The following is a 16,758-nucleotide window of genomic DNA, read 5'->3' as shown; positions in this document are numbered from 1 at the left end:
GTTTGCGCTGAGACGACGGCGCGGACGGGCGTACGGCAAAACCGTGTGGTCCTGGCGCCCGTTGCAGGCGTCAAGCTGTCGGAGAAGCGCAAGCGGAAACGGCAGCGACGGAGTCAACCAAGAACTCGTCTCGGGGGAGAGCGCGGCATAAGCCGTAAAGCCATTGCGCAGGGAAGGCCGGGTGTTCTCCGCTGCCCTGTATGCTCGTGTGCACCTTGTTTTGTGCAAACCGCACGCGAGACCGCGGGTGCAGCGCGCACCCGGTCTTCCCTGCGCCCTCTCGTTTCACGCAACGCGTCGCGAGATCGCGAAGGTGTGTTCAGTGCTCAGTGCAGCAACAAAGAACGCCCGTCGTCCCGGCCTTGAGCTCAGATGCGCAATTGCGCATCGGGGGACCCATAACCACAGGGAGAAGTTTTGCGAATGGTCTCTGCTACCGAGGCTTTATTGAGAGATCACGCGGTATGGGTCCCTGCGTTCGCAGGGACGACATGAAGAGGCGACGTTGCGCCTCTCAATCGAACAAGCTCGAAACCGATTCTTCCGCCGCGGTACGGCCGATGGCTTCGGCGATCAGCGGCGCGATCGAGAGCGTGCGGATGTTGGCGGCCTTGTTGACCGCCTCCGTCGGCAGGATCGAGTCGGTGATGACAAGCTCTTTCAGCCTGGAGCCGGCGATGCGGGCGGCGGCGCCGCCCGACAGTACGCCATGGGAGATGTAGGCGTAGACTTCCTTGGCGCCGTTGGCGATCAGGGCGTCGGCCGCGTTCACCAGCGTGCCGCCGGAATCGACGATGTCGTCGATCAGGATGCAGGTATAACCGGCGACGTCGCCGATCACGTTCATGACTTCGGATTCGCCGGCGCGTTCGCGGCGCTTGTCGATGATGGCGAGCGGCGCGTTGATGCGCTTGGAGAGGCCGCGGGCGCGCACCACGCCGCCGACGTCGGGCGACACCACCATCACGTTGGCGAGGTTGAAGCGCTCCTTGATGTCGCGCACCATCAGCGGCGAGGCGTAGAGATTGTCGGTCGGGATGTCGAAGAAGCCCTGGATCTGGCCGGCATGCAGGTCGAGCGTCATGACGCGATCGATGCCGGCATGCGTGATCAGATTGGCCACCAGCTTGGCCGAAATCGGTGCGCGCGAGCCGACCTTGCGGTCCTGCCGGGCGTAGCCGAAATAGGGGATCACCGCCGTGATGCGGCGCGCGGACGAGCGGCGCAGCGCATCGGTGATGATCAGCAATTCCATCAGATGGTCGTTGGCCGGAAACGACGTCGACTGGATGATGAACGCGTCCGAGCCGCGCACGTTCTCGAGCACCTCGACGAAGATTTCGTTATCGGCAAAGCGGCGGACGCTGGCCTTGGTCAGCGGCAGATCCAGCCCTTCGGCGATGGCCTTCGCCAAAGCAGGGTTCGAATTGCCGGCGACCAGCTTGATGGAGCCGTTCTTGGCGGACATCGAGGCCTCTCCCCGCGCCTTGCTGGATACGACGTTCAGCATCTGGGATACCTGTAAACCGGCGGGTTTCGATGCGCGAGGAGATATCAGGCAGGTGGCGCGGCTGGCAACCCGTCGCAGCTGTTTTCCCGGTTAAAAATGAGCCGATACGGGACTTTACGGGGTAGGCTTAATGGCTGCTGAAGCCGAGCGCGGCGACACCAAATACACCCTCGGCGGGTGCTGTCTGCTCCACACTCGCGACCGCGGAGCCGCGGCGGCCGGGCGAGGGGGCTGGCGCCGGCTGCGGTGCTTCCGGCGCGCCGTTGATCATGCCGCTGAGGCCGCTAAGGCCGGCCTGCGCGATTTTCCGCAGCACGAGATCGTCGGCGGCGGCCCAGGCGTCGCGTCCGGCCTTGCCCGCCGGTTCCTCGCCGGACAGCCGCAGCGCGCGCTGCTGGTTGTTGTCGTAGACGTCCCAGACCCAGGCGATCATGGTCTTGCCGCGCACCACCTGCGCCGAGAGATAGCTGCGCACGCGGTAGGAAGCGCCGCCTTCGCGCGAGACGATCTGCAGGTTCCGCAGCTTCGATTCGCTGTCGATGACGCCGACCATGCGGTCGAAGACGTGCGGCGGCGGGCCGTCGATCGATTCAAAGGCCACGGTCGAGCCGCCGCCACTGGTCGCCATCGCGAACGATCCGCTCGCCGCGCCGCCACCGGCGCAGCCGCCAAGCGCACACGAAACGGCGAGCAGCGCCGCGGCGATAATCGCACGCGGGGATCGCAGGCAGGAGGCTCGGATGACGTCCCTCATTGCCCTGCGATATCGTTAAAATGCATTAAGGTCTAGGGCAGGGGATGGCGGCCTACTCAGAAAGCCCGGCGCTCTGGCAGGACAGCCACACCTGGTCGAACATTGGACCGGACTCTCGCTTTATCGCCTGGCCAATCACGGCATTTTCACGATGGGGCCGCATCGGCGAGATGGTGCTTCATGGCGGTCGACATCCATTCCCATTCCCGGTTCGGGCTGCTACTCGGCGATTGGCCCCGCAGGATGGCAACCAACTCCCAATAGCGGCCCGCGCGCGCGTCATGGTAATCATATTTGGCACGCAACCAAGTTCGGAAATCCGGATCGGGCTTGCGCTGCGTGAGTCGGGCCGAGATTTCCACCCATTCCCTTGCAAGTGCCTGGCCGGCTTCCGAAGTCGGTTCAAGGCCGCGCGCGATGGCGTCCTTGGCCTTGACTAGGATGGCGTCGCCTTCGGTCTTCCAGGCGATGGGATCGAAGGTCGCGTCGTCCCAGATGTCCTTGGCATTGTTTCGCATGTTGGCCGCAAATTCGGGATCGCGCAGCATGCCCGAAAGCTCGATCCAGGCGTCACACTGCTCGGGCGTCGGGTCTTCGGGCAGTTCGGGGACGCTGTCTTCGATCATCTGGCGCATCCATTTGGGATCGATGTTCACGCCGTCAGAGACCCGTTCGTAATAAGCTTCGACGACGCTAAGCCGTTCATCGCGCGACAATTTGGTCATGGTCCAGAATCTCCTCAAATCGGCTTCGGTCAGTTCGGGCGAACGAAGCGCCGCACGCAGCGCCGCCGCGATCCGGCGTTGCGCTGCGATTTCGGCCTCGAGCGCCCGCAGGCGAAGCGTCAGTGCTTCGGTCAGCGAAAGCTCCTTCGACAACACCTCGCGAATGGCATCGAGGCCGAGGCCGGCGTCCCGCAGGCAGCTGATAAGGTCGAGGCGGACGAGCTCGCTATCGGTGAAGACGCGATAGCCGCTCTCCGTTCGCCCTGCCGGCGGGAGCAGTCCCTGGTCCGAATAGAAGCGCAGTCGCCGAACGGACACTCCGCTGAGGCGCGACGCTTCGCCGATGCTGTAGGTTCGATGTGTCATGCCGCGGGTTGTGCAGCCTCCACCCAGTGGAGAGTCAAGGCTGGATTCCAGCTCTCGGAGATGATTACGGAATTGCGCTGGCGGAACTCAGTCGGTCAGCGCGATGGCGTGAACATGCCTTCCGTAATCCGGCTCTTTCCGATGCACCGAGCGGCGGTAGCTGTAGAAGCGTTCGTCGGAATAGGTGTCGACGCCGATGTCGTCGATCATCAGCACGCCGGCGTTTTCCAGCCGCATGCGGATGTAGCCGGCAAGGTCGAACATCGAATGGCCGGCGCGCTCCGAAGCAATGAAGTAGGCGGCATTGCCGGCGTCGGCATCCAGAAAACGTTCGACGAATTCGCCGCCGACTTCGTAGGAATGCTGGCGGATCAGGGGGCCGATCGCAGCGACCGTGCCGGTGCGGTCGGCGCCGAGTCTTTCCATCGCATCCACGGTGGATTCGATGATTCCGGTCAGCGCCCCCTTCCAGCCGGCATGGGCCGCGCCGATCACGCGGGCCGTGGGATCGACGAACAAGATCGGCCCGCAATCGGCTGCGGTGACGCCGATCGCAAGGCCTTCGGTGCGGGTGACCAGGGCATCGGCGCGCGGCTTGTCCCCGGTCCAGGGGCCGGTCGCCACCACGGCATCGGGCGAATGGATCTGGTGCACGCTGAGAAAACGATCCGGTGCGACACCCATCTGCTCGGCCATCCGGCGGCGATTTTCCGCGACGTGGGCGCCATCATCGTTCGAACCGAGGCCGCCATTGAGGCCCTCGTAAATCCCGCCGGATACGCCGCCCTCGCGGGTGAAGAAAGCATGGCGCAGGCCCGGAATGGCCGAAAGCAGCGACGATCCGTAGGTCATGACGCCTCTTCGTCGGCAGATTCCTGTTCGTCGGACAGGCCCGCGACCGAGGTGAGATGCGGCTCCGTGATCGCCAGCACCTTGAACATCGAGCCCATGCCGCCGCGGCCACTATCGGTCAGCCGCTTCAGCGCATTGGAAATATCGGCGGAAACTTCCGGCGTGGTCTTGCCCATCAGCGTCAATGCGCGGGTCTCGATGCCGAGCCGCTTGAGGAACTCGCCCTGCGTCACCGGACCGTGGGTGCGCGCGCCCATATCTTCGGCGGCGCGCACCAATGCCTGGAAATCGACATGAGCGGTCACGTCGGCCTGTCCTGGATTCTTCAGGGGATCGGTGAAGCTGTGGCGGGCGATGGCCTGGAAGGTGTCGCCGGCGTCGCTGCGCAGATGGCCGTAATCGATGATCAGCGCAGCGCCGTCCTGTTCGCGCACGCGCCTGGCGATCTTCATGATCTCGGCGTCGGGCCGCCATTCGAACACGGCGCCGATCGGGGCGGCACGCACCAGCGGCGGCAGCAGCACCTCGAAGCGGGGGGTCGGTTCGTCGGCGGCCGCGAATACCAGCTTGCCGCCGTCGTCGAGCTTGATCACGCGCTCATGCCAGCCGGTCTCACGCTTCACCACCTGGTGAATCGGCAGCACGTCGAAATACTCGTTGGCGAAAATGACCGCAGGGCCCTCGGGCACGTCGTCGATGCTGTCGTGCCAGCTGAGATTGCGCACGCCCGACAGCGTCGCGCTTTGCTTCTCGCGCAGCACCGGATTGATCTCGACGAGGTGTGTGCTGAGCGACTGATAGAGCGGCGGCAGCACCCGCAGCGCGCGCAGCGCGTCCGCCATCATGGTGCCGCGGCCGGGCCCGAGCTCGACCAGCCGCAGCGTCGGCGGCGAGCCGATCGCCTTCCAGACCGAGGCGGCCCACAATCCGAGCAGTTCGCCGAACATCTGGCTTACTTCGGGCGCGGTGGTGAAATCGCCCTCCCGGCCGAGCGGATCGCGCGAGACGTAATAGCCGTGTTCGGGATGCATCAGGCACAATTCCATGTATCGCCAGACCGGCATCGGGCCTGACGATTGGATCAGCTTCCTGATCTCGGACTGCAGCGGCGAATATTCGGTCACGGCCTGCCTTGCCTTAAATGGACTTCTGCGAATGCTCCGGCGCCTTGCGCCATGCCATCACTATCAGGATGGCTCCGGCAATGATCATCGGCACCGACAACAGCATACCCATAGTTAGCCCGCCCCACAAAAATCCGAGCTGCGGGTCCGGCTCACGGAAGAACTCGCTTATTATTCGGGCAATTGCGTAGATCGCGATGAAGCTGCCGAGGATCAGGCCCGGCCGCTTCAGGGCGCCCATCCGAATCATGACCGCCAATATCGTAAACAGCAGGATGCCCTCGAGCGCCGCCTCATAGAGCTGGCTGGGGTGGCGCGGCAGCGGCCCGCCATTGGGGAACACCATCCTCCATGGCACGCTGGAATCGGCCGGCCGGCCCCACAATTCGCTGTTGATGAAGTTGGCGAGCCGCCCGAGGAACAATCCGATCGGCCCGACGCCGGTGGTGATGTCGCCGAGCGACAGGATCGAGATGCCGTGTTTGCGGCAGAACAGCATCACCGCGGCGACGCAGCCGAGGAAACCGCCGTGAAACGACATGCCGCCGTTCCACAATTCGAAAATCTCGGCCGGGTGCTGCGCAAAATAGGCTGGATTGTAGAACAGCACGTAGCCGGTGCGGCCGCCGACGATGATGCCGATGGTGACCCACAGGATGAAATCGTCGAGCTGCACCAGCGTGATCGGCGCCGGCCCGCCCCATAATTTCTCGCTCTTGACCAGCGAACGCGCATAAATCCATCCCAGCACGATGCCGCCGATATAGGCCAGCGCATACCAGCGGATTGCGATCGGTCCGATCGAGAGCGCGATCGGATCGAATACCGGAAAGGCGATAGTGAGGAATTGCATCTGGCTCACAGGGCTTTGGTGTAGACGGCATAGGCCACGCCGAAGATCGGCGGGGGAGCCTTGTATCGGAATCTTGCGATCAGGTGGCGAGGTTGCGGCGATACAGCGCCAGCAGCCGCTCCCAATGCCGCTCGGCGGCGTCGCGGTGATAGACCGGCCGCTTCGGGAAGGCGAAGCCGTGATGGGTGCCGGGGAAAACCTCGACCTCGTTGTTCGATCCCTTCATGCCCTGCTTCAATTTCTCGATGATCTCGGCCGGCGCGTAGATGTCGGTTTCGGCGCAGGCGAAGTACAATTCAGCCTTGGTCTTGCCGGCGGCAATATGCGGGCTGTCCGGCTGGTCGGTCGCCAGATGCGTGCCGTAGATCGAGGCTGCGGCTTTCACCTGGTCCGGAAAATGCGTCGCCGCGTTGACCGCGTAGCGGCCGCTCATGCAGTAGCCGACGGTACCGACGATGGCGGTGTTCGCGGCCTTTTGGGTCGCCGCATAGGCCAGCAGGGCCTTGGTGTCCTCCATCACCATCGGGATGTTGATCGAGGCCATGAACTCGAACATCCGCTTGCGCTCGGGCGCCTCAGGATCCGGCGGAATCGGCCCCAGCTCCATCACGCCGGAGCGGTAGTACATGTTGGGCAGCATCACGTAATAGCCTGACGTCGCGAGCCGCCGCGCCATGTCGCGCAGTTCCTCGCGGATCGCCGGCGCATCCATGTAGAACAGGATGACGGGAAACGGTCCGCCGCGCTCGGGATGGGTGATGAAAGTGGTGGTCTTGCCGTCCTTGGTCTGGATGTCGATCTGCTGGTCGATCATGTGCGTTTCTGTTTTCTGATTCTGGTTTTTGGGGGGTCGGCGTTCGGTACGATTGCAAGGAAAGGAGGGCATGACAAGGCAAACGGACATCACCTTGGCGTTGAACGGCACTCTTGAACCCGGACGTCTGGATCGCCATTGTCTTGGTGGAAGCAGATCCAGTTGCAGCGACCGGAGCGTTTAGCGATGACCCAGACCAACAATCGGTTTTTCGACGAGATCGGCCGTTTGATGAACGACGCTGCCGGCGCCGCCCAGGGCGTCAAGCGCGAGGTCGATGCGGTCGTTCGCAACCAGGCCGAACGCATCCTGCGCGACCTCGACCTCGTCAAGCGCGAGGAGTTCGACGCGGTCAAGGACATGGCCCGGCTGGCGCGCGAGGAAAACGAGGCGCTGAAGACCCGGATCGCGGCGCTGGAAGCCAAGATCGGCATTTCGCCGCCCGCGCCCGGTCCGGACAACCCGAAGACGGACTTCTAGGACTCGGCCAGGTACGGTCTCTCCGTTCGTTCGTCCGTACGGGGCAGCGGGCAGGGAGAGGGCACACAATGCTGCCTGCCCCTGCGTCCAGAGCCCGCAGAAAAATCCCCTGATTTCCTTGTCATTTTGGCGCTTTGGGGCTAAAAGCCCGCCACGTCCGCAGCCCCCGCACCCCTGGAGGCTTGCTGTCGGACGCTACCGGGCCGCGTTGCGGCCTTTAACTTTTTAGAAAACAAGGACTTAACACGATGGCGACCGTCAAGGAATTGAAGGCGACCGCGCGTCCGCAGAGCGGCAAGGGGGCCGCCCGGGCAGAGCGTCGCGCCGGGAGAGTTCCCGGAGTGATCTATGGCAACAACCAGCCCCCCGTGACCATCTCGGTCGACGATGCCGAACTGCGCCAGCGCATTCTGGCCGGCCGGTTCCTGACCACGATTTACGACATCGATCTCGAGGGCAAGAAGCACCGCGTGATCCCGCGCGACTTCCATCTCGATCCGGTGCGTGACTTCCCGCTGCATGTCGACTTCATGCGGCTCGGTGAAGGCGCCACCATCCGCGTCAGCGTTCCCCTGCATGTGGTCAACGGCGAAGTCTCGCCCGGCGTCAAGCGCGGCGGCACGGTCAACATCGTCACCCACACCATCGAACTCGAGTGTTCGGTCGACAATATTCCGCAGTACATCGAGGCCGATGCCAGCACGCTGGAAATCAGCCACTCGCTGCATCTGTCCGACATCAAGCTGCCCGCTGGCGTGAAGTCGCTGTCGCGTGAAGATGCGACGCTCGTGACCATCGTGCCGCCGTCCGGCTACGCCGAAGAACTCAAGGCGGCTGCGGCGGCTGCTGCTGGCGGTGCTGCGGCTCCCGGTGCTGCTCCGGCGGCGGGTGCGGCTGCTGCGCCCGCAGCGGGTGCTGCTGCTCCGGCGGCTGGTGCGAAGGCGCCCGCGGCTGGCGCCAAGGCGCCTGGCGGCGACAAGAAGAAGTAAGCGAACGCGGGATGCCGCGTCATGCGCCTGTTTGTCGGCCTCGGTAATCCCGGCGCGAAGTACGCGAACAACCGGCATAATATCGGTTTCGCGGTCGTCGATGAAATTGCGCGGCGTCATGGTTTCGCACCATGGCGCCGCCGTTTTCAGGGCGAGACGTCGGAAGGCACGCTGGAGCGCGAGCGCGTAGTCCTGCTCAAGCCCACGACCTATATGAACGAGTCCGGGCGCGCGGTGCAGGAAGCCGCGAACTTCTTCAAGCTCGGGGTCGGCGAGATCATCGTGTTTCAGGACGAACTCGAACTGCCGGCGGCGAAAGTACGCGTCAAGGTCGGTGGCGGCATTGCCGGCCATAACGGGTTGCGCTCGATCTCCTCGCATATCGGCAACGACTATCGCCGGGTGCGGCTCGGGATCGGTCATCCCGGCGTCAAGGAACTGGTGCACAGCCACGTGCTGTCGGATTTCGCCAAGAGCGATCGGCCCTGGGTCGAGGCGCTGTGCGAGGCGGTCGCCGACAATGCCGGACTACTTGCCACGAACCACGACTCGTCGTTTCAGAACAAGGTGCATCTGGCGCTGCAGTCCAAGGGATTTTTCGACAAGGGCGATGACGGCGCTGCGTAACGCGCCGCCGATCGCCAGCAACAGACTTCAGGACACGTCATGGGATTCAAATGCGGTATCGTAGGCCTGCCCAATGTCGGCAAGTCGACGCTGTTCAACGCGCTGACCGAGACTGCCGCGGCGCAGGCGGCGAATTATCCGTTCTGCACCATTGAGCCGAATGTCGGCGAGGTGGCGGTGCCTGATCCCAGGCTCGACAAACTGTCCGCGATTGCCAAGTCGGCCCAGATCATCCCGACGCGACTGACCTTCGTTGACATCGCGGGCCTGGTGCGCGGTGCCTCCAAGGGCGAAGGCCTCGGCAACCAGTTTCTCGCCACCATCCGCGAGGTCGACGCGGTGGCGCATGTGGTGCGCTGCTTTGAGGATTCCGACATCACCCATGTCGAAGGCAAGATCGCGCCGCTGGCTGATATCGAGACCATCGAGACCGAGCTGATGCTGGCCGATCTCGACAGCCTCGAGAAGCGCGTCGACAATCTTACCAAGAAGGCCAAGGGCAACGACAAGGACGCCAAGGAACAGCTCGACCTCGTCAACCGCGCGCTGGTGCTGCTGCGCGACGGCAAGCCCGCGCGGTTCCTCGAACGCAAGGCGGAAGAAGAGCGTGCCTTTGGCATGCTTGGCCTGTTGACGTCGAAACCGGTGCTGTACGTTTGCAACGTCGAGGAAGGCTCGGCCAAGGACGGCAACAGCTTTTCCAAACAGGTGTTCGAGCACGCCAAGAAAGAGGGTGCGGTCGCGGTGGCGATTTCGGCCAAGATCGAATCCGAGATCGCGACGCTGTCACGCGAGGAGCGCGTCGAGTTCCTCGATACGCTCGGCCTCGAAGAGGCCGGCCTCGACCGCCTGATCCGCGCCGGCTACCAGCTGCTCGACCTCATTACCTACTTCACCGTCGGGCCGAAGGAAGCCCGCGCCTGGACCATCAACCGCGGCACCAAAGGGCCTGCGGCGGCCGGCGTAATCCATACCGATTTCGAAAAGGGCTTTATCCGCGCAGAAACCATCGCCTATGCCGACTATGTCGCGCTGGGTGGCGAAGCCGGCGCGCGCGATGCCGGCAAGCTGCGGCTGGAAGGCAAGGAATACGTCGTCGCTGACGGCGACGTCATGCATTTCAGGTTCAATACCTAAGCATGAACCGGAAAAGTGGGTACCGGTTTTCCGAACGGATCATGCTCAAACAAGAAATAAAGCGGGATGACTGTTAGTCATCGCGCTTAATGCGTCTGGCCCTGGTCGCGGATCGCGCCGAGGTGCTCGTTGATGCGGAACACGATCAGGATGAATTCTGCGGCGATGCGTGAGAACACCACGCCGACCACGACGCTGGCGATCGAGGACAGCAGCACGATGAATCCGCCGAACGGGCTGATCGCCATCGCAGCGAGGCCGGAGAAAATGCCGGATATGCCGAACAGCACGATCAGGCCGATCACCAGCCAGTAAAAGGTCTTGATGATCGTGGGCGTGATAAAGCGGTCCCACTGAAACAGGTCCTGAAAATCGAACATCGGTGGTTCTCCCGGCAAGTCGAAAAGTGATTCGCGTCCAGCCTCGCTCCTGAGAGCACAGGGCCTAGCTCCGAATGCGGTCCCGAGCAAGCCGAAGACGCGCACCGGTTGCAACGGTGTTCGCCCGTCGGGCACGAGCCATGCGGGTGGGCGGGTTGAGATTGCTGCAAATAACGGCCACAATCGGGCTTCCGCACTGTAAAATCCCATCATGACAACGCTCACCTTCGAAGATTTCAAACCCGGCCATTTCGGTACGTTCGGACCGCGCCACGTCACGCGCGAGGAGATCCTGACTTACGCTGCGGAGTACGACCCGCAGCCGATGCATCTGGACGACGCGGCCGCAGCCAAGTCGATGCTGAAGGGCCTCTCCGGGTCGGGCTGGCATCTTTGCTCGCTCATGATGCGGATGATGTTCGACGGCTTCATCGGCCGCACCGCGTCGATGGGCTCGCCGGGCGTCAACGAGATGCGCTGGCTGTCACCTCTGCGGCCGGACGATGATCTGACGCTCGATATCGAGGTCGCGGAGGCGCGAGTTTCGCGCAGCCGTCCCGAGACCGGCATCGTGACGTTCAAGGGCGTGGTCAAGAACGCCGCCGGCGTGACGCTGTGCGAGATGGTGTCGCCGATCATCGTGCGCCGTCGCGCCGATGTCGCGGCGGAATAGGATCTTCGATGCGTTTCTTTGAGGACATTGAAATCGGTTCGCGGCGTGAACTCGGATCGTTCACCTTCACCGCCGAGCTGATCAAGCAATTCGCCGCGCAGTTCGATCCGCAGGCGTTTCACCTCGACGAGGAAGCGGGACGCCAATCGCTGTTCGGCGGGTTGGCGGCGTCGGGATGGCATGTCGGCTCTGTCTGCATGAAGCTACTGGTCGCCGACGGCCAGCGCCTGACGCGGGAGGCTCTCGCGCGCGGCGAGGAAGTTGCGGTCTGGGGACCGTCGCCCGGCTTTCGCGAACTGCGCTGGATCAGGCCGGTATTGGCCGGTGACACCATCAGTTTTTCGAGTGTCGTCGAAACCAAGCGCACGTCGGACAAGCGTCCCGAATGGGGCATCCTGCAGGCCCGCAATACCGGCGCCAACCAGCGCGGCGAACAGGTGTACTCGTTTTTGGCCACCGCCTTCGTGCCGCGGCGGAATCCCGGTTCCTGACCCGAGCCGGTATGCTTAGCGAACCGTTTCTTGGTCCGGGCGCGTTTACCATTCTGCGAAGCAATTTATTTGCTAACACATTTTGAACTTTCTGCCTGCCATATGAGACTGAGGGGAAGTACCGAGGGGATGACCATGGCAGATCGCAGCCACTTGAAACTTGTCGGCTTTATTTTCGCGACCATCACGCTTTGCGTGATGCTGACGACTGCAATGGTAGTGAAGGGCTATGCCGACGGCGGCTACACGCTCGAGAGCACGTCGTCCGTCCAATAAGGTCAGGCTTTGCTAACCATGGCGCTGGATCGTACCAGCACTGAACCGCGCGACCTTAAAGCTGTGCCTGCCCGTCGCCGTGTCAGCTGTTCCAGATCAGCGTCATGAGCACCACCGCAACCGTCAGCAGTCCGACGAACCGGACCATGAGCGTGCCCATGCCATGTGCCGAATGCGGCAGTGGATGAGTGTTGTTTGGCTGACCGTTTTGCATCTCGTATCCCTGGAAGTTTGCCTACCGTTGGTGGCGGCACCCGTCCCTTGATCCCGACGCGCTGCTTATAAAGTTCAAAACAGCCACATATCAAACGAAACCGCCGCCTTCTGTTGAAGAAGACGGCGGGTGTAGGATTTTTGCAACGGTCTGGAATCAGTACAAGATCCCGGATCAGCTGTTGCGCAGCCCGTCGGCGGCGCGCTTCCACTGCGTGACGTTGTCGGCGATCATGCGCGTCGACTTCATCGCCGCCTGGCTGAGCTGCGCATAGCCGGAGATTTCGCGCTGAACGCGCTGGCCTTCGGCATGCAAGAGATCGCGCAGGCTTTCGAGTTCCGAAATCAGCTTCTCGATTTCAGCAAGCGAGGTGCCGGCGACGCGCTGGATCAGCGAGTTGACGTTGTTGACGGTGGCTTCCGCGCTGGCATCGAGCGGCACGGTTTCCGCGGCACCGGCCGGCGGACGGCGCAGATAGGCGATGTCGTTGCGGACGAAGTCGCGGATCCCGGCCTCGACTTCCGAGACCGCGGCGAGGTTGCTGTCGACGGCATCCTCAGTTGATTCAACTTGTTCGGTTCGATTGGTAGCGTTCATCGGCCATTCCTCTGTTTCGCGATAAGCGAGCGCGGACGTCCCCCGCACGACGAAGTGAGCGTTCCTATCAGTAGTGTGGAATTTGTCTGCATCTGGGCCAATATGCGGCAATGCTGCATCATTCTGAAAAGGATTGGCGAAGAGGCGCAGGGGCTTACCAGCTGCGCTTGAAGCCTGCGCCAAAACTCTTGTTAACCACGCCCGACGGGGTCTCGCCGACCGAACCCGAGATGGTGACGCCGTCGAACAGTTTTTGTTCGGCGCCGACCTTGCGCAGCCATTTGTCATCCGAGGTCGACAGCGTCTGGCCGGCCACGAAGCTGGTGCCGGTATCGGCGATGCTCAGTCGCGCCGACTGGTCGGTCTCATAGCTGCGGGTCGGATGGCTGATGATGCCGGGCACCGGAACGATGCCCTGCTGGATCAGATTGTAGCCATTCTGCAGCGTGAGCGAATATTGCTCGTTGAGCGGCAGCGATTTGCTCAGGGAGGTGCCGAGCCTGCTCTGGTCCGCCCCGGGATCGACGCGGGCTTCGACTGACGTCTTGTCCCAGATCGAGCCGACACCCGGCGCTGTGATCGCGGCCCAGGCGGTGCCGGACGATTGCGGCAGGCTGCCGCCATTGGCGAGTTTTTCCGACAGTAATTCCTGGGCCGTCAGCGTGCCTTGCCGGGCAACCGTCATGTCGGCGCCGATCCGCGCGTCCCAGAACGGGGTCAGCGATTGTTTCACCGACACGGCGGAGCTGCCGTTCGCCTTTTCGTTCGCCGACCAGGCGGTGTCCGTACTGGTCGCGGCTTTCGACGCGGCGCGGGTTTTTGCGGCAGGCCCGGTCAGCGGCGCGGCATCGAGATCGAGCTGGCTCCAGTCGAGCTTGGAGACGTCGATATCCTTCATGATATCAGGGTCATTGACATCAGGCGCTACCGCGACGCCAGGCGCCGCTGCGACGTCGGGGGCTGCTTCCTCCGCCGGCTCTTCGGTATCTTCATCGGCGGGCGGCGTTTGCGCCGCCACGGCCAGCACCGCGCCCAGACTGAAGCCGGCCACCAGCAACGGCAGCCTTATCCAGCCAAATCGTGTCGTGGAAGTCATAACCCGCCCGCATTCCAAATCAGGTGCAGAATGCGTTGGCGGTGGTACGAAATTATGGCGAGGGCGCATTCGCGCGCCCTCGCACTCCGTCATGTCCGGGCCACAGCGCCGAGTGCAGCTTCGCAAGCTCGATCAAGCACGAAGCGCGTCGTTACGCCTTTGTCGCAACCACGTCTTCCAGGGGCTGGTGAGGAGGACGTGGGTCGCCGCGATCTCCAGCGCGAAGACGCGCTTCGCGCTTTGGCCCGGCCATGACGAAACGGATTGGTGCGGGCTAACTAGACCGCCATTCGCGGCAGATGGATGGGATACCCCACCGCCTGCTCGACCAGGTCGAAGGTGTCGACCAGCACGCGGAGATTGGTCAGCTTGCCGGCCTTGAACTGCGCGAAATGCGCAACCCGCAGGCTGATCGGCTTGTTGGAATCCAGCGCGGTCAGCGAATAGCGCATCATCGAGGCGGCGGAATCGACCCCCAGCATGATCGACTCGCGGTCGAAGCGATGGACGCGGATGTTCTCTGCAATCTGCCGGATCACCTCGATCACGGCTTCCTTGCCCCGGCGCGAACCGAAGAACGGAAACATGTCGATCGGGCCATAGATCGCCCAATCGACGTCCTCGTCGAGCAGGGCTTCGAGATCGGCGGGCTGGCGTTCATTGATCGCACGATGCAACGCGCGCGAAAAACGCCAGAGACTATGCTCTGTCATTTGATTTCGTCCTTGAAACTGATTCAAACGGCAACGGCCCAGGGGGCGTCCGCGTCGACGCCGTGCAGTTGCTAAATTCTCGCCGCTAAATTCATTCGTACACTAACGATAGGCGTTTTTTGTTAAAATACAACCGACGTTTCTGCATTGCACAAATGCAGGATTTTCCGCGTTTTTACCGCCGCTGGCGCCGTTTTTACCCCTCCCGGCGGCGCACCGGCTCGCGCTCGATGGCGATTTCGGCGTCCTTGATCGCGATCACGCCGAACAGCAAAGCGCCCCCGATACCGCCGATCGCGGCGCCCAGCGGCATGAAGGTGAAGAACACCAGCATGCCGTTATAGCCTTCAAAACTCGTGGTTTTAAAGATCTCGACCCAGGCCAGCCCGGTCCCGATTCCAAGCGCCGCACCTCCCAGAGCCCCCAACGCCAAACCAAGCAGAGCCAGCAACGCGATCTTCATATGTTCTTCTGTCCCGGAAAAAGCCTTGTGGTGTGTCGCCGCCGGGGCGGCGAGGTTCAACGGTGACGGGAAAATAAGGCGGGCTGTCATTCCGGGATGGTCCGCAGGACCAGACCTCAGGTGCGCAATTGCGCACCGGGGAATCTCGAGATTCTCAGGTGCGCAACTGCGCACCATAGTTCGATGCTTTGCATCGCCCCGGAATGACGTCGTCTAGATTTCTACCAGCCTCTCTCCCCTCAGGATCGCGCTGAGATCGCGCTCCAGCACCTGCTCGACCATGTCGAAGGTGTCGATGATCTCGCGGATCTGGGCGATGCGGCCGTCGCGGAAGGTATAAAACGCCGCGATGTCGAACTGCACCATCCGCTGATTGCTGCGCTTGCGGAAAAACACCCGGATGTTCGCCGCCACCCTGTCGCCCTCGGCGACCAGGATCGGCACCTCGCAGCGCATTTCGGAATAGCGGGCGCGGACGGTGGTCCACATCTCGCGCATCGCGGCGGTGCCCCGGCGATGACCCATGTGGGGAAGCAGATCGACCGGGGCGTTGGCGACGAACGCGACATCGTCGGTGCAGCGCGCCAGCGACCCCTCGATGTCGCCGGCATAGTAGACGTCCAGGAAATTCAGTAGGCGCTGCCGATGCAGGTCCGCGGTCATCCAGTCTTTCTCCGCCGAGTTTCAACCTGCCCCGCGGCGGCCGATCCCACAGCGAACGCCATAACACAGCGGCCGATCCGCAAAAGCAGGCACAAAGTCTGACGTCGCCAGCGTGGAAACGGTTCACTACCGTGAGCTGTGGTTGGTCAACCTGCGCTTGTCCTGGCCGGCGCTGTTTAGCTAGATTCGAATCTCAAACAGCCTGGACGACGCAGCCATTGCGGACGACGTCGCCTATAATTCGTCGTCCCGGCCTAGTGCGCAATTGCGCACGGGGGCCGGGACCCATACCGCGTGATCTCTCGATGAAGCTCAGTAGGAGAGACCATTCGCAAAACTTCTTCCTGTGGTTATGGGTCCCGGCCTTCGCCGGGACGACGTGGACATAGTTTCGCATTCCCGCGGCGCATTGCGCCCGAGGTTTGCAAGAAATCTCTTCCGCCCTCGAATCCAGAGGGCGCAGGGAATGCCGGATGCGCGCTGCACCCGCGATCTCGTGTGCGAATTGTGCTAAGTAGGCTGCACACGAGCATACAGGGCAGCGGAGAACACCCGGCCTTCCCTGCGCAATGGCTTTACGGCTTATAACGCGCTCTCCCCGGTGAGACGGCCTCTATTGCCACCGTCGTCCCTCGGAAGCGTTAGCTCCCGCAGGACTTGACGCCGTTAAGGGCGTCAGGACCACACGCTTTCGCCGTACGCTTCAGCCGCGACCGTCAATCGCAACCTCAGCGTCCACCGCAACCCGCCCCTCGTCGTGACGACGGCCGACGCCCTCTGAGTGGGACGGGATGGCGATAGATGCGCACTGATTTGGGTCGGACGGCAACAAGAATATTTTTGATTTACAGAAATTTTGAGCTTGACGCGATTTCCGCAAATCGGAAGTGAGTTGCCCCAGCTTCGCCCAAGGCTACGCCGGGCGCGGCCGTCGGGTTGTTTTGTCGCAGTCCCGGCCGTC

21 protein-coding genes are annotated in these 16,758 nt (G+C 62.7%); 7 read left to right on the top strand and 14 right to left on the bottom strand.

Annotated features, from left to right (window positions below):
- Positions 1–514: 514 nt before the first annotated feature.
- The 7 genes from JQ611_RS08695 to JQ611_RS08665 all read right to left on the bottom strand — a co-directional run bounded on the left by JQ611_RS08695 (position 515) and on the right by JQ611_RS08665 (position 6,998).
- Positions 515–1,468 (bottom strand): ribose-phosphate pyrophosphokinase, encoded by a 954-nt coding sequence (locus JQ611_RS08695; RefSeq protein WP_212270090.1) that lies wholly within the window; start codon positions 1,466–1,468, stop codon positions 515–517.
- 169 nt (positions 1,469–1,637) lie between these two features.
- Complete coding sequence (locus tag JQ611_RS08690) at positions 1,638–2,264, bottom strand: hypothetical protein (protein WP_212465220.1); 627 nt, start codon at positions 2,262–2,264, stop codon at positions 1,638–1,640.
- Between the two features lie 146 nt (positions 2,265–2,410).
- The gene (locus JQ611_RS08685; RefSeq protein WP_212270063.1) at positions 2,411–3,355 is read right to left on the bottom strand and encodes a MerR family transcriptional regulator; all 945 of its coding nucleotides are present in this window, start codon (positions 3,353–3,355) and stop codon (positions 2,411–2,413) included.
- A gap of 87 nt (positions 3,356–3,442) precedes the next feature.
- Complete coding sequence (gene pgeF / locus JQ611_RS08680) at positions 3,443–4,207, bottom strand: peptidoglycan editing factor PgeF (RefSeq protein WP_212465219.1); 765 nt, start codon at positions 4,205–4,207, stop codon at positions 3,443–3,445.
- Positions 4,204–5,331, bottom strand: a complete 1,128-nt coding sequence (locus JQ611_RS08675; RefSeq protein WP_212270065.1) for a class I SAM-dependent methyltransferase — start codon at positions 5,329–5,331, stop codon at positions 4,204–4,206. Before JQ611_RS08675 ends, pgeF begins: the two co-directional genes overlap by 4 nt.
- 13 nt (positions 5,332–5,344) lie before the next feature.
- Positions 5,345–6,184 (bottom strand): prolipoprotein diacylglyceryl transferase, encoded by an 840-nt coding sequence (gene lgt, locus JQ611_RS08670; RefSeq protein WP_212465218.1) that lies wholly within the window; start codon positions 6,182–6,184, stop codon positions 5,345–5,347.
- A gap of 79 nt (positions 6,185–6,263) precedes the next feature.
- Positions 6,264–6,998 carry a dienelactone hydrolase family protein gene (locus JQ611_RS08665; RefSeq protein ID WP_212270067.1) on the bottom strand — a complete coding sequence of 245 codons (735 nt, stop codon included), beginning with the start codon at positions 6,996–6,998 and terminating at the stop codon, positions 6,264–6,266.
- A gap of 186 nt (positions 6,999–7,184) precedes the next feature.
- On the opposite strand from JQ611_RS08665, the gene JQ611_RS08660 reads away from it, so the two are divergent.
- The 4 genes from JQ611_RS08660 to ychF all read left to right on the top strand — a co-directional run bounded on the left by JQ611_RS08660 (position 7,185) and on the right by ychF (position 10,231).
- Positions 7,185–7,478: an accessory factor UbiK family protein gene (locus JQ611_RS08660; RefSeq protein ID WP_212270068.1), complete on the top strand. Its 294-nt coding sequence runs from the start codon at positions 7,185–7,187 to the stop codon at positions 7,476–7,478.
- Positions 7,479–7,726: 248 nt separating this feature from the next.
- Positions 7,727–8,467, top strand: a complete 741-nt coding sequence (locus tag JQ611_RS08655) for a 50S ribosomal protein L25/general stress protein Ctc (RefSeq protein ID WP_192737673.1) — start codon at positions 7,727–7,729, stop codon at positions 8,465–8,467.
- 21 nt (positions 8,468–8,488) lie between these two features.
- Complete coding sequence (pth, locus tag JQ611_RS08650) at positions 8,489–9,094, top strand: aminoacyl-tRNA hydrolase (protein ID WP_212270069.1); 606 nt, start codon at positions 8,489–8,491, stop codon at positions 9,092–9,094.
- 39 nt (positions 9,095–9,133) lie between these two features.
- Positions 9,134–10,231 (top strand): redox-regulated ATPase YchF, encoded by a 1,098-nt coding sequence (ychF, locus tag JQ611_RS08645; protein WP_212034260.1) that lies wholly within the window; start codon positions 9,134–9,136, stop codon positions 10,229–10,231.
- 86 nt (positions 10,232–10,317) lie between these two features.
- Here ychF and JQ611_RS08640 read toward each other — a convergent pair whose 3' ends face one another.
- The gene (locus JQ611_RS08640) at positions 10,318–10,611 is read right to left on the bottom strand and encodes a DUF4282 domain-containing protein (protein ID WP_192737670.1); all 294 of its coding nucleotides are present in this window, start codon (positions 10,609–10,611) and stop codon (positions 10,318–10,320) included.
- Between the two features lie 211 nt (positions 10,612–10,822).
- Here JQ611_RS08640 and JQ611_RS08635 point away from each other — a divergent pair, with 211 nt between their 5' ends.
- From JQ611_RS08635 to JQ611_RS08625, 3 genes are all read left to right on the top strand, one after another.
- On the top strand, positions 10,823–11,284 hold the full coding sequence (locus tag JQ611_RS08635) for a MaoC family dehydratase (protein ID WP_212465217.1): 462 nt from the start codon (positions 10,823–10,825) through the stop codon (positions 11,282–11,284).
- Positions 11,285–11,292: 8 nt separating this feature from the next.
- Positions 11,293–11,775 carry a MaoC family dehydratase gene (locus tag JQ611_RS08630; RefSeq protein ID WP_212465216.1) on the top strand — a complete coding sequence of 161 codons (483 nt, stop codon included), beginning with the start codon at positions 11,293–11,295 and terminating at the stop codon, positions 11,773–11,775.
- Positions 11,776–11,910: 135 nt separating this feature from the next.
- Positions 11,911–12,051, top strand: a complete 141-nt coding sequence (locus JQ611_RS08625) for a hypothetical protein (protein WP_212465215.1) — start codon at positions 11,911–11,913, stop codon at positions 12,049–12,051.
- 82 nt (positions 12,052–12,133) lie between these two features.
- Here the strand turns inward: JQ611_RS08625 and JQ611_RS42420 are convergent, their stop codons facing one another.
- The 6 genes from JQ611_RS42420 to JQ611_RS08600 form a co-directional block, all read right to left on the bottom strand.
- The gene (locus JQ611_RS42420) at positions 12,134–12,265 is read right to left on the bottom strand and encodes a hypothetical protein (RefSeq protein WP_283813723.1); all 132 of its coding nucleotides are present in this window, start codon (positions 12,263–12,265) and stop codon (positions 12,134–12,136) included.
- A 174-nt stretch (positions 12,266–12,439) separates the two neighbouring features.
- Positions 12,440–12,862: a hypothetical protein gene (locus tag JQ611_RS08620; RefSeq protein ID WP_212465214.1), complete on the bottom strand. Its 423-nt coding sequence runs from the start codon at positions 12,860–12,862 to the stop codon at positions 12,440–12,442.
- A gap of 154 nt (positions 12,863–13,016) precedes the next feature.
- Positions 13,017–13,958 carry a hypothetical protein gene (locus JQ611_RS08615; RefSeq protein WP_212465213.1) on the bottom strand — a complete coding sequence of 314 codons (942 nt, stop codon included), beginning with the start codon at positions 13,956–13,958 and terminating at the stop codon, positions 13,017–13,019.
- A gap of 278 nt (positions 13,959–14,236) precedes the next feature.
- A complete protein-coding gene (locus tag JQ611_RS08610) occupies positions 14,237–14,671 on the bottom strand; it encodes a nuclear transport factor 2 family protein (protein WP_212465212.1) in 435 nt (144 codons plus the stop codon).
- Between the two features lie 196 nt (positions 14,672–14,867).
- A complete protein-coding gene (locus tag JQ611_RS08605) occupies positions 14,868–15,134 on the bottom strand; it encodes a hypothetical protein (RefSeq protein WP_212465232.1) in 267 nt (88 codons plus the stop codon).
- A 213-nt stretch (positions 15,135–15,347) separates the two neighbouring features.
- A complete protein-coding gene (locus tag JQ611_RS08600) occupies positions 15,348–15,797 on the bottom strand; it encodes a nuclear transport factor 2 family protein (RefSeq protein WP_212465211.1) in 450 nt (149 codons plus the stop codon).
- Positions 15,798–16,758 lie beyond the last annotated feature (961 nt).

The sequence above is a fragment of the Bradyrhizobium sp. AUGA SZCCT0182 genome, from assembly GCF_018130185.1.
Lineage (GTDB): Bacteria > Pseudomonadota > Alphaproteobacteria > Rhizobiales > Xanthobacteraceae > Bradyrhizobium.
Note: the sequence above shows the minus strand (reverse complement) of the source record. Positions and strands in the feature narration are given on the sequence as shown.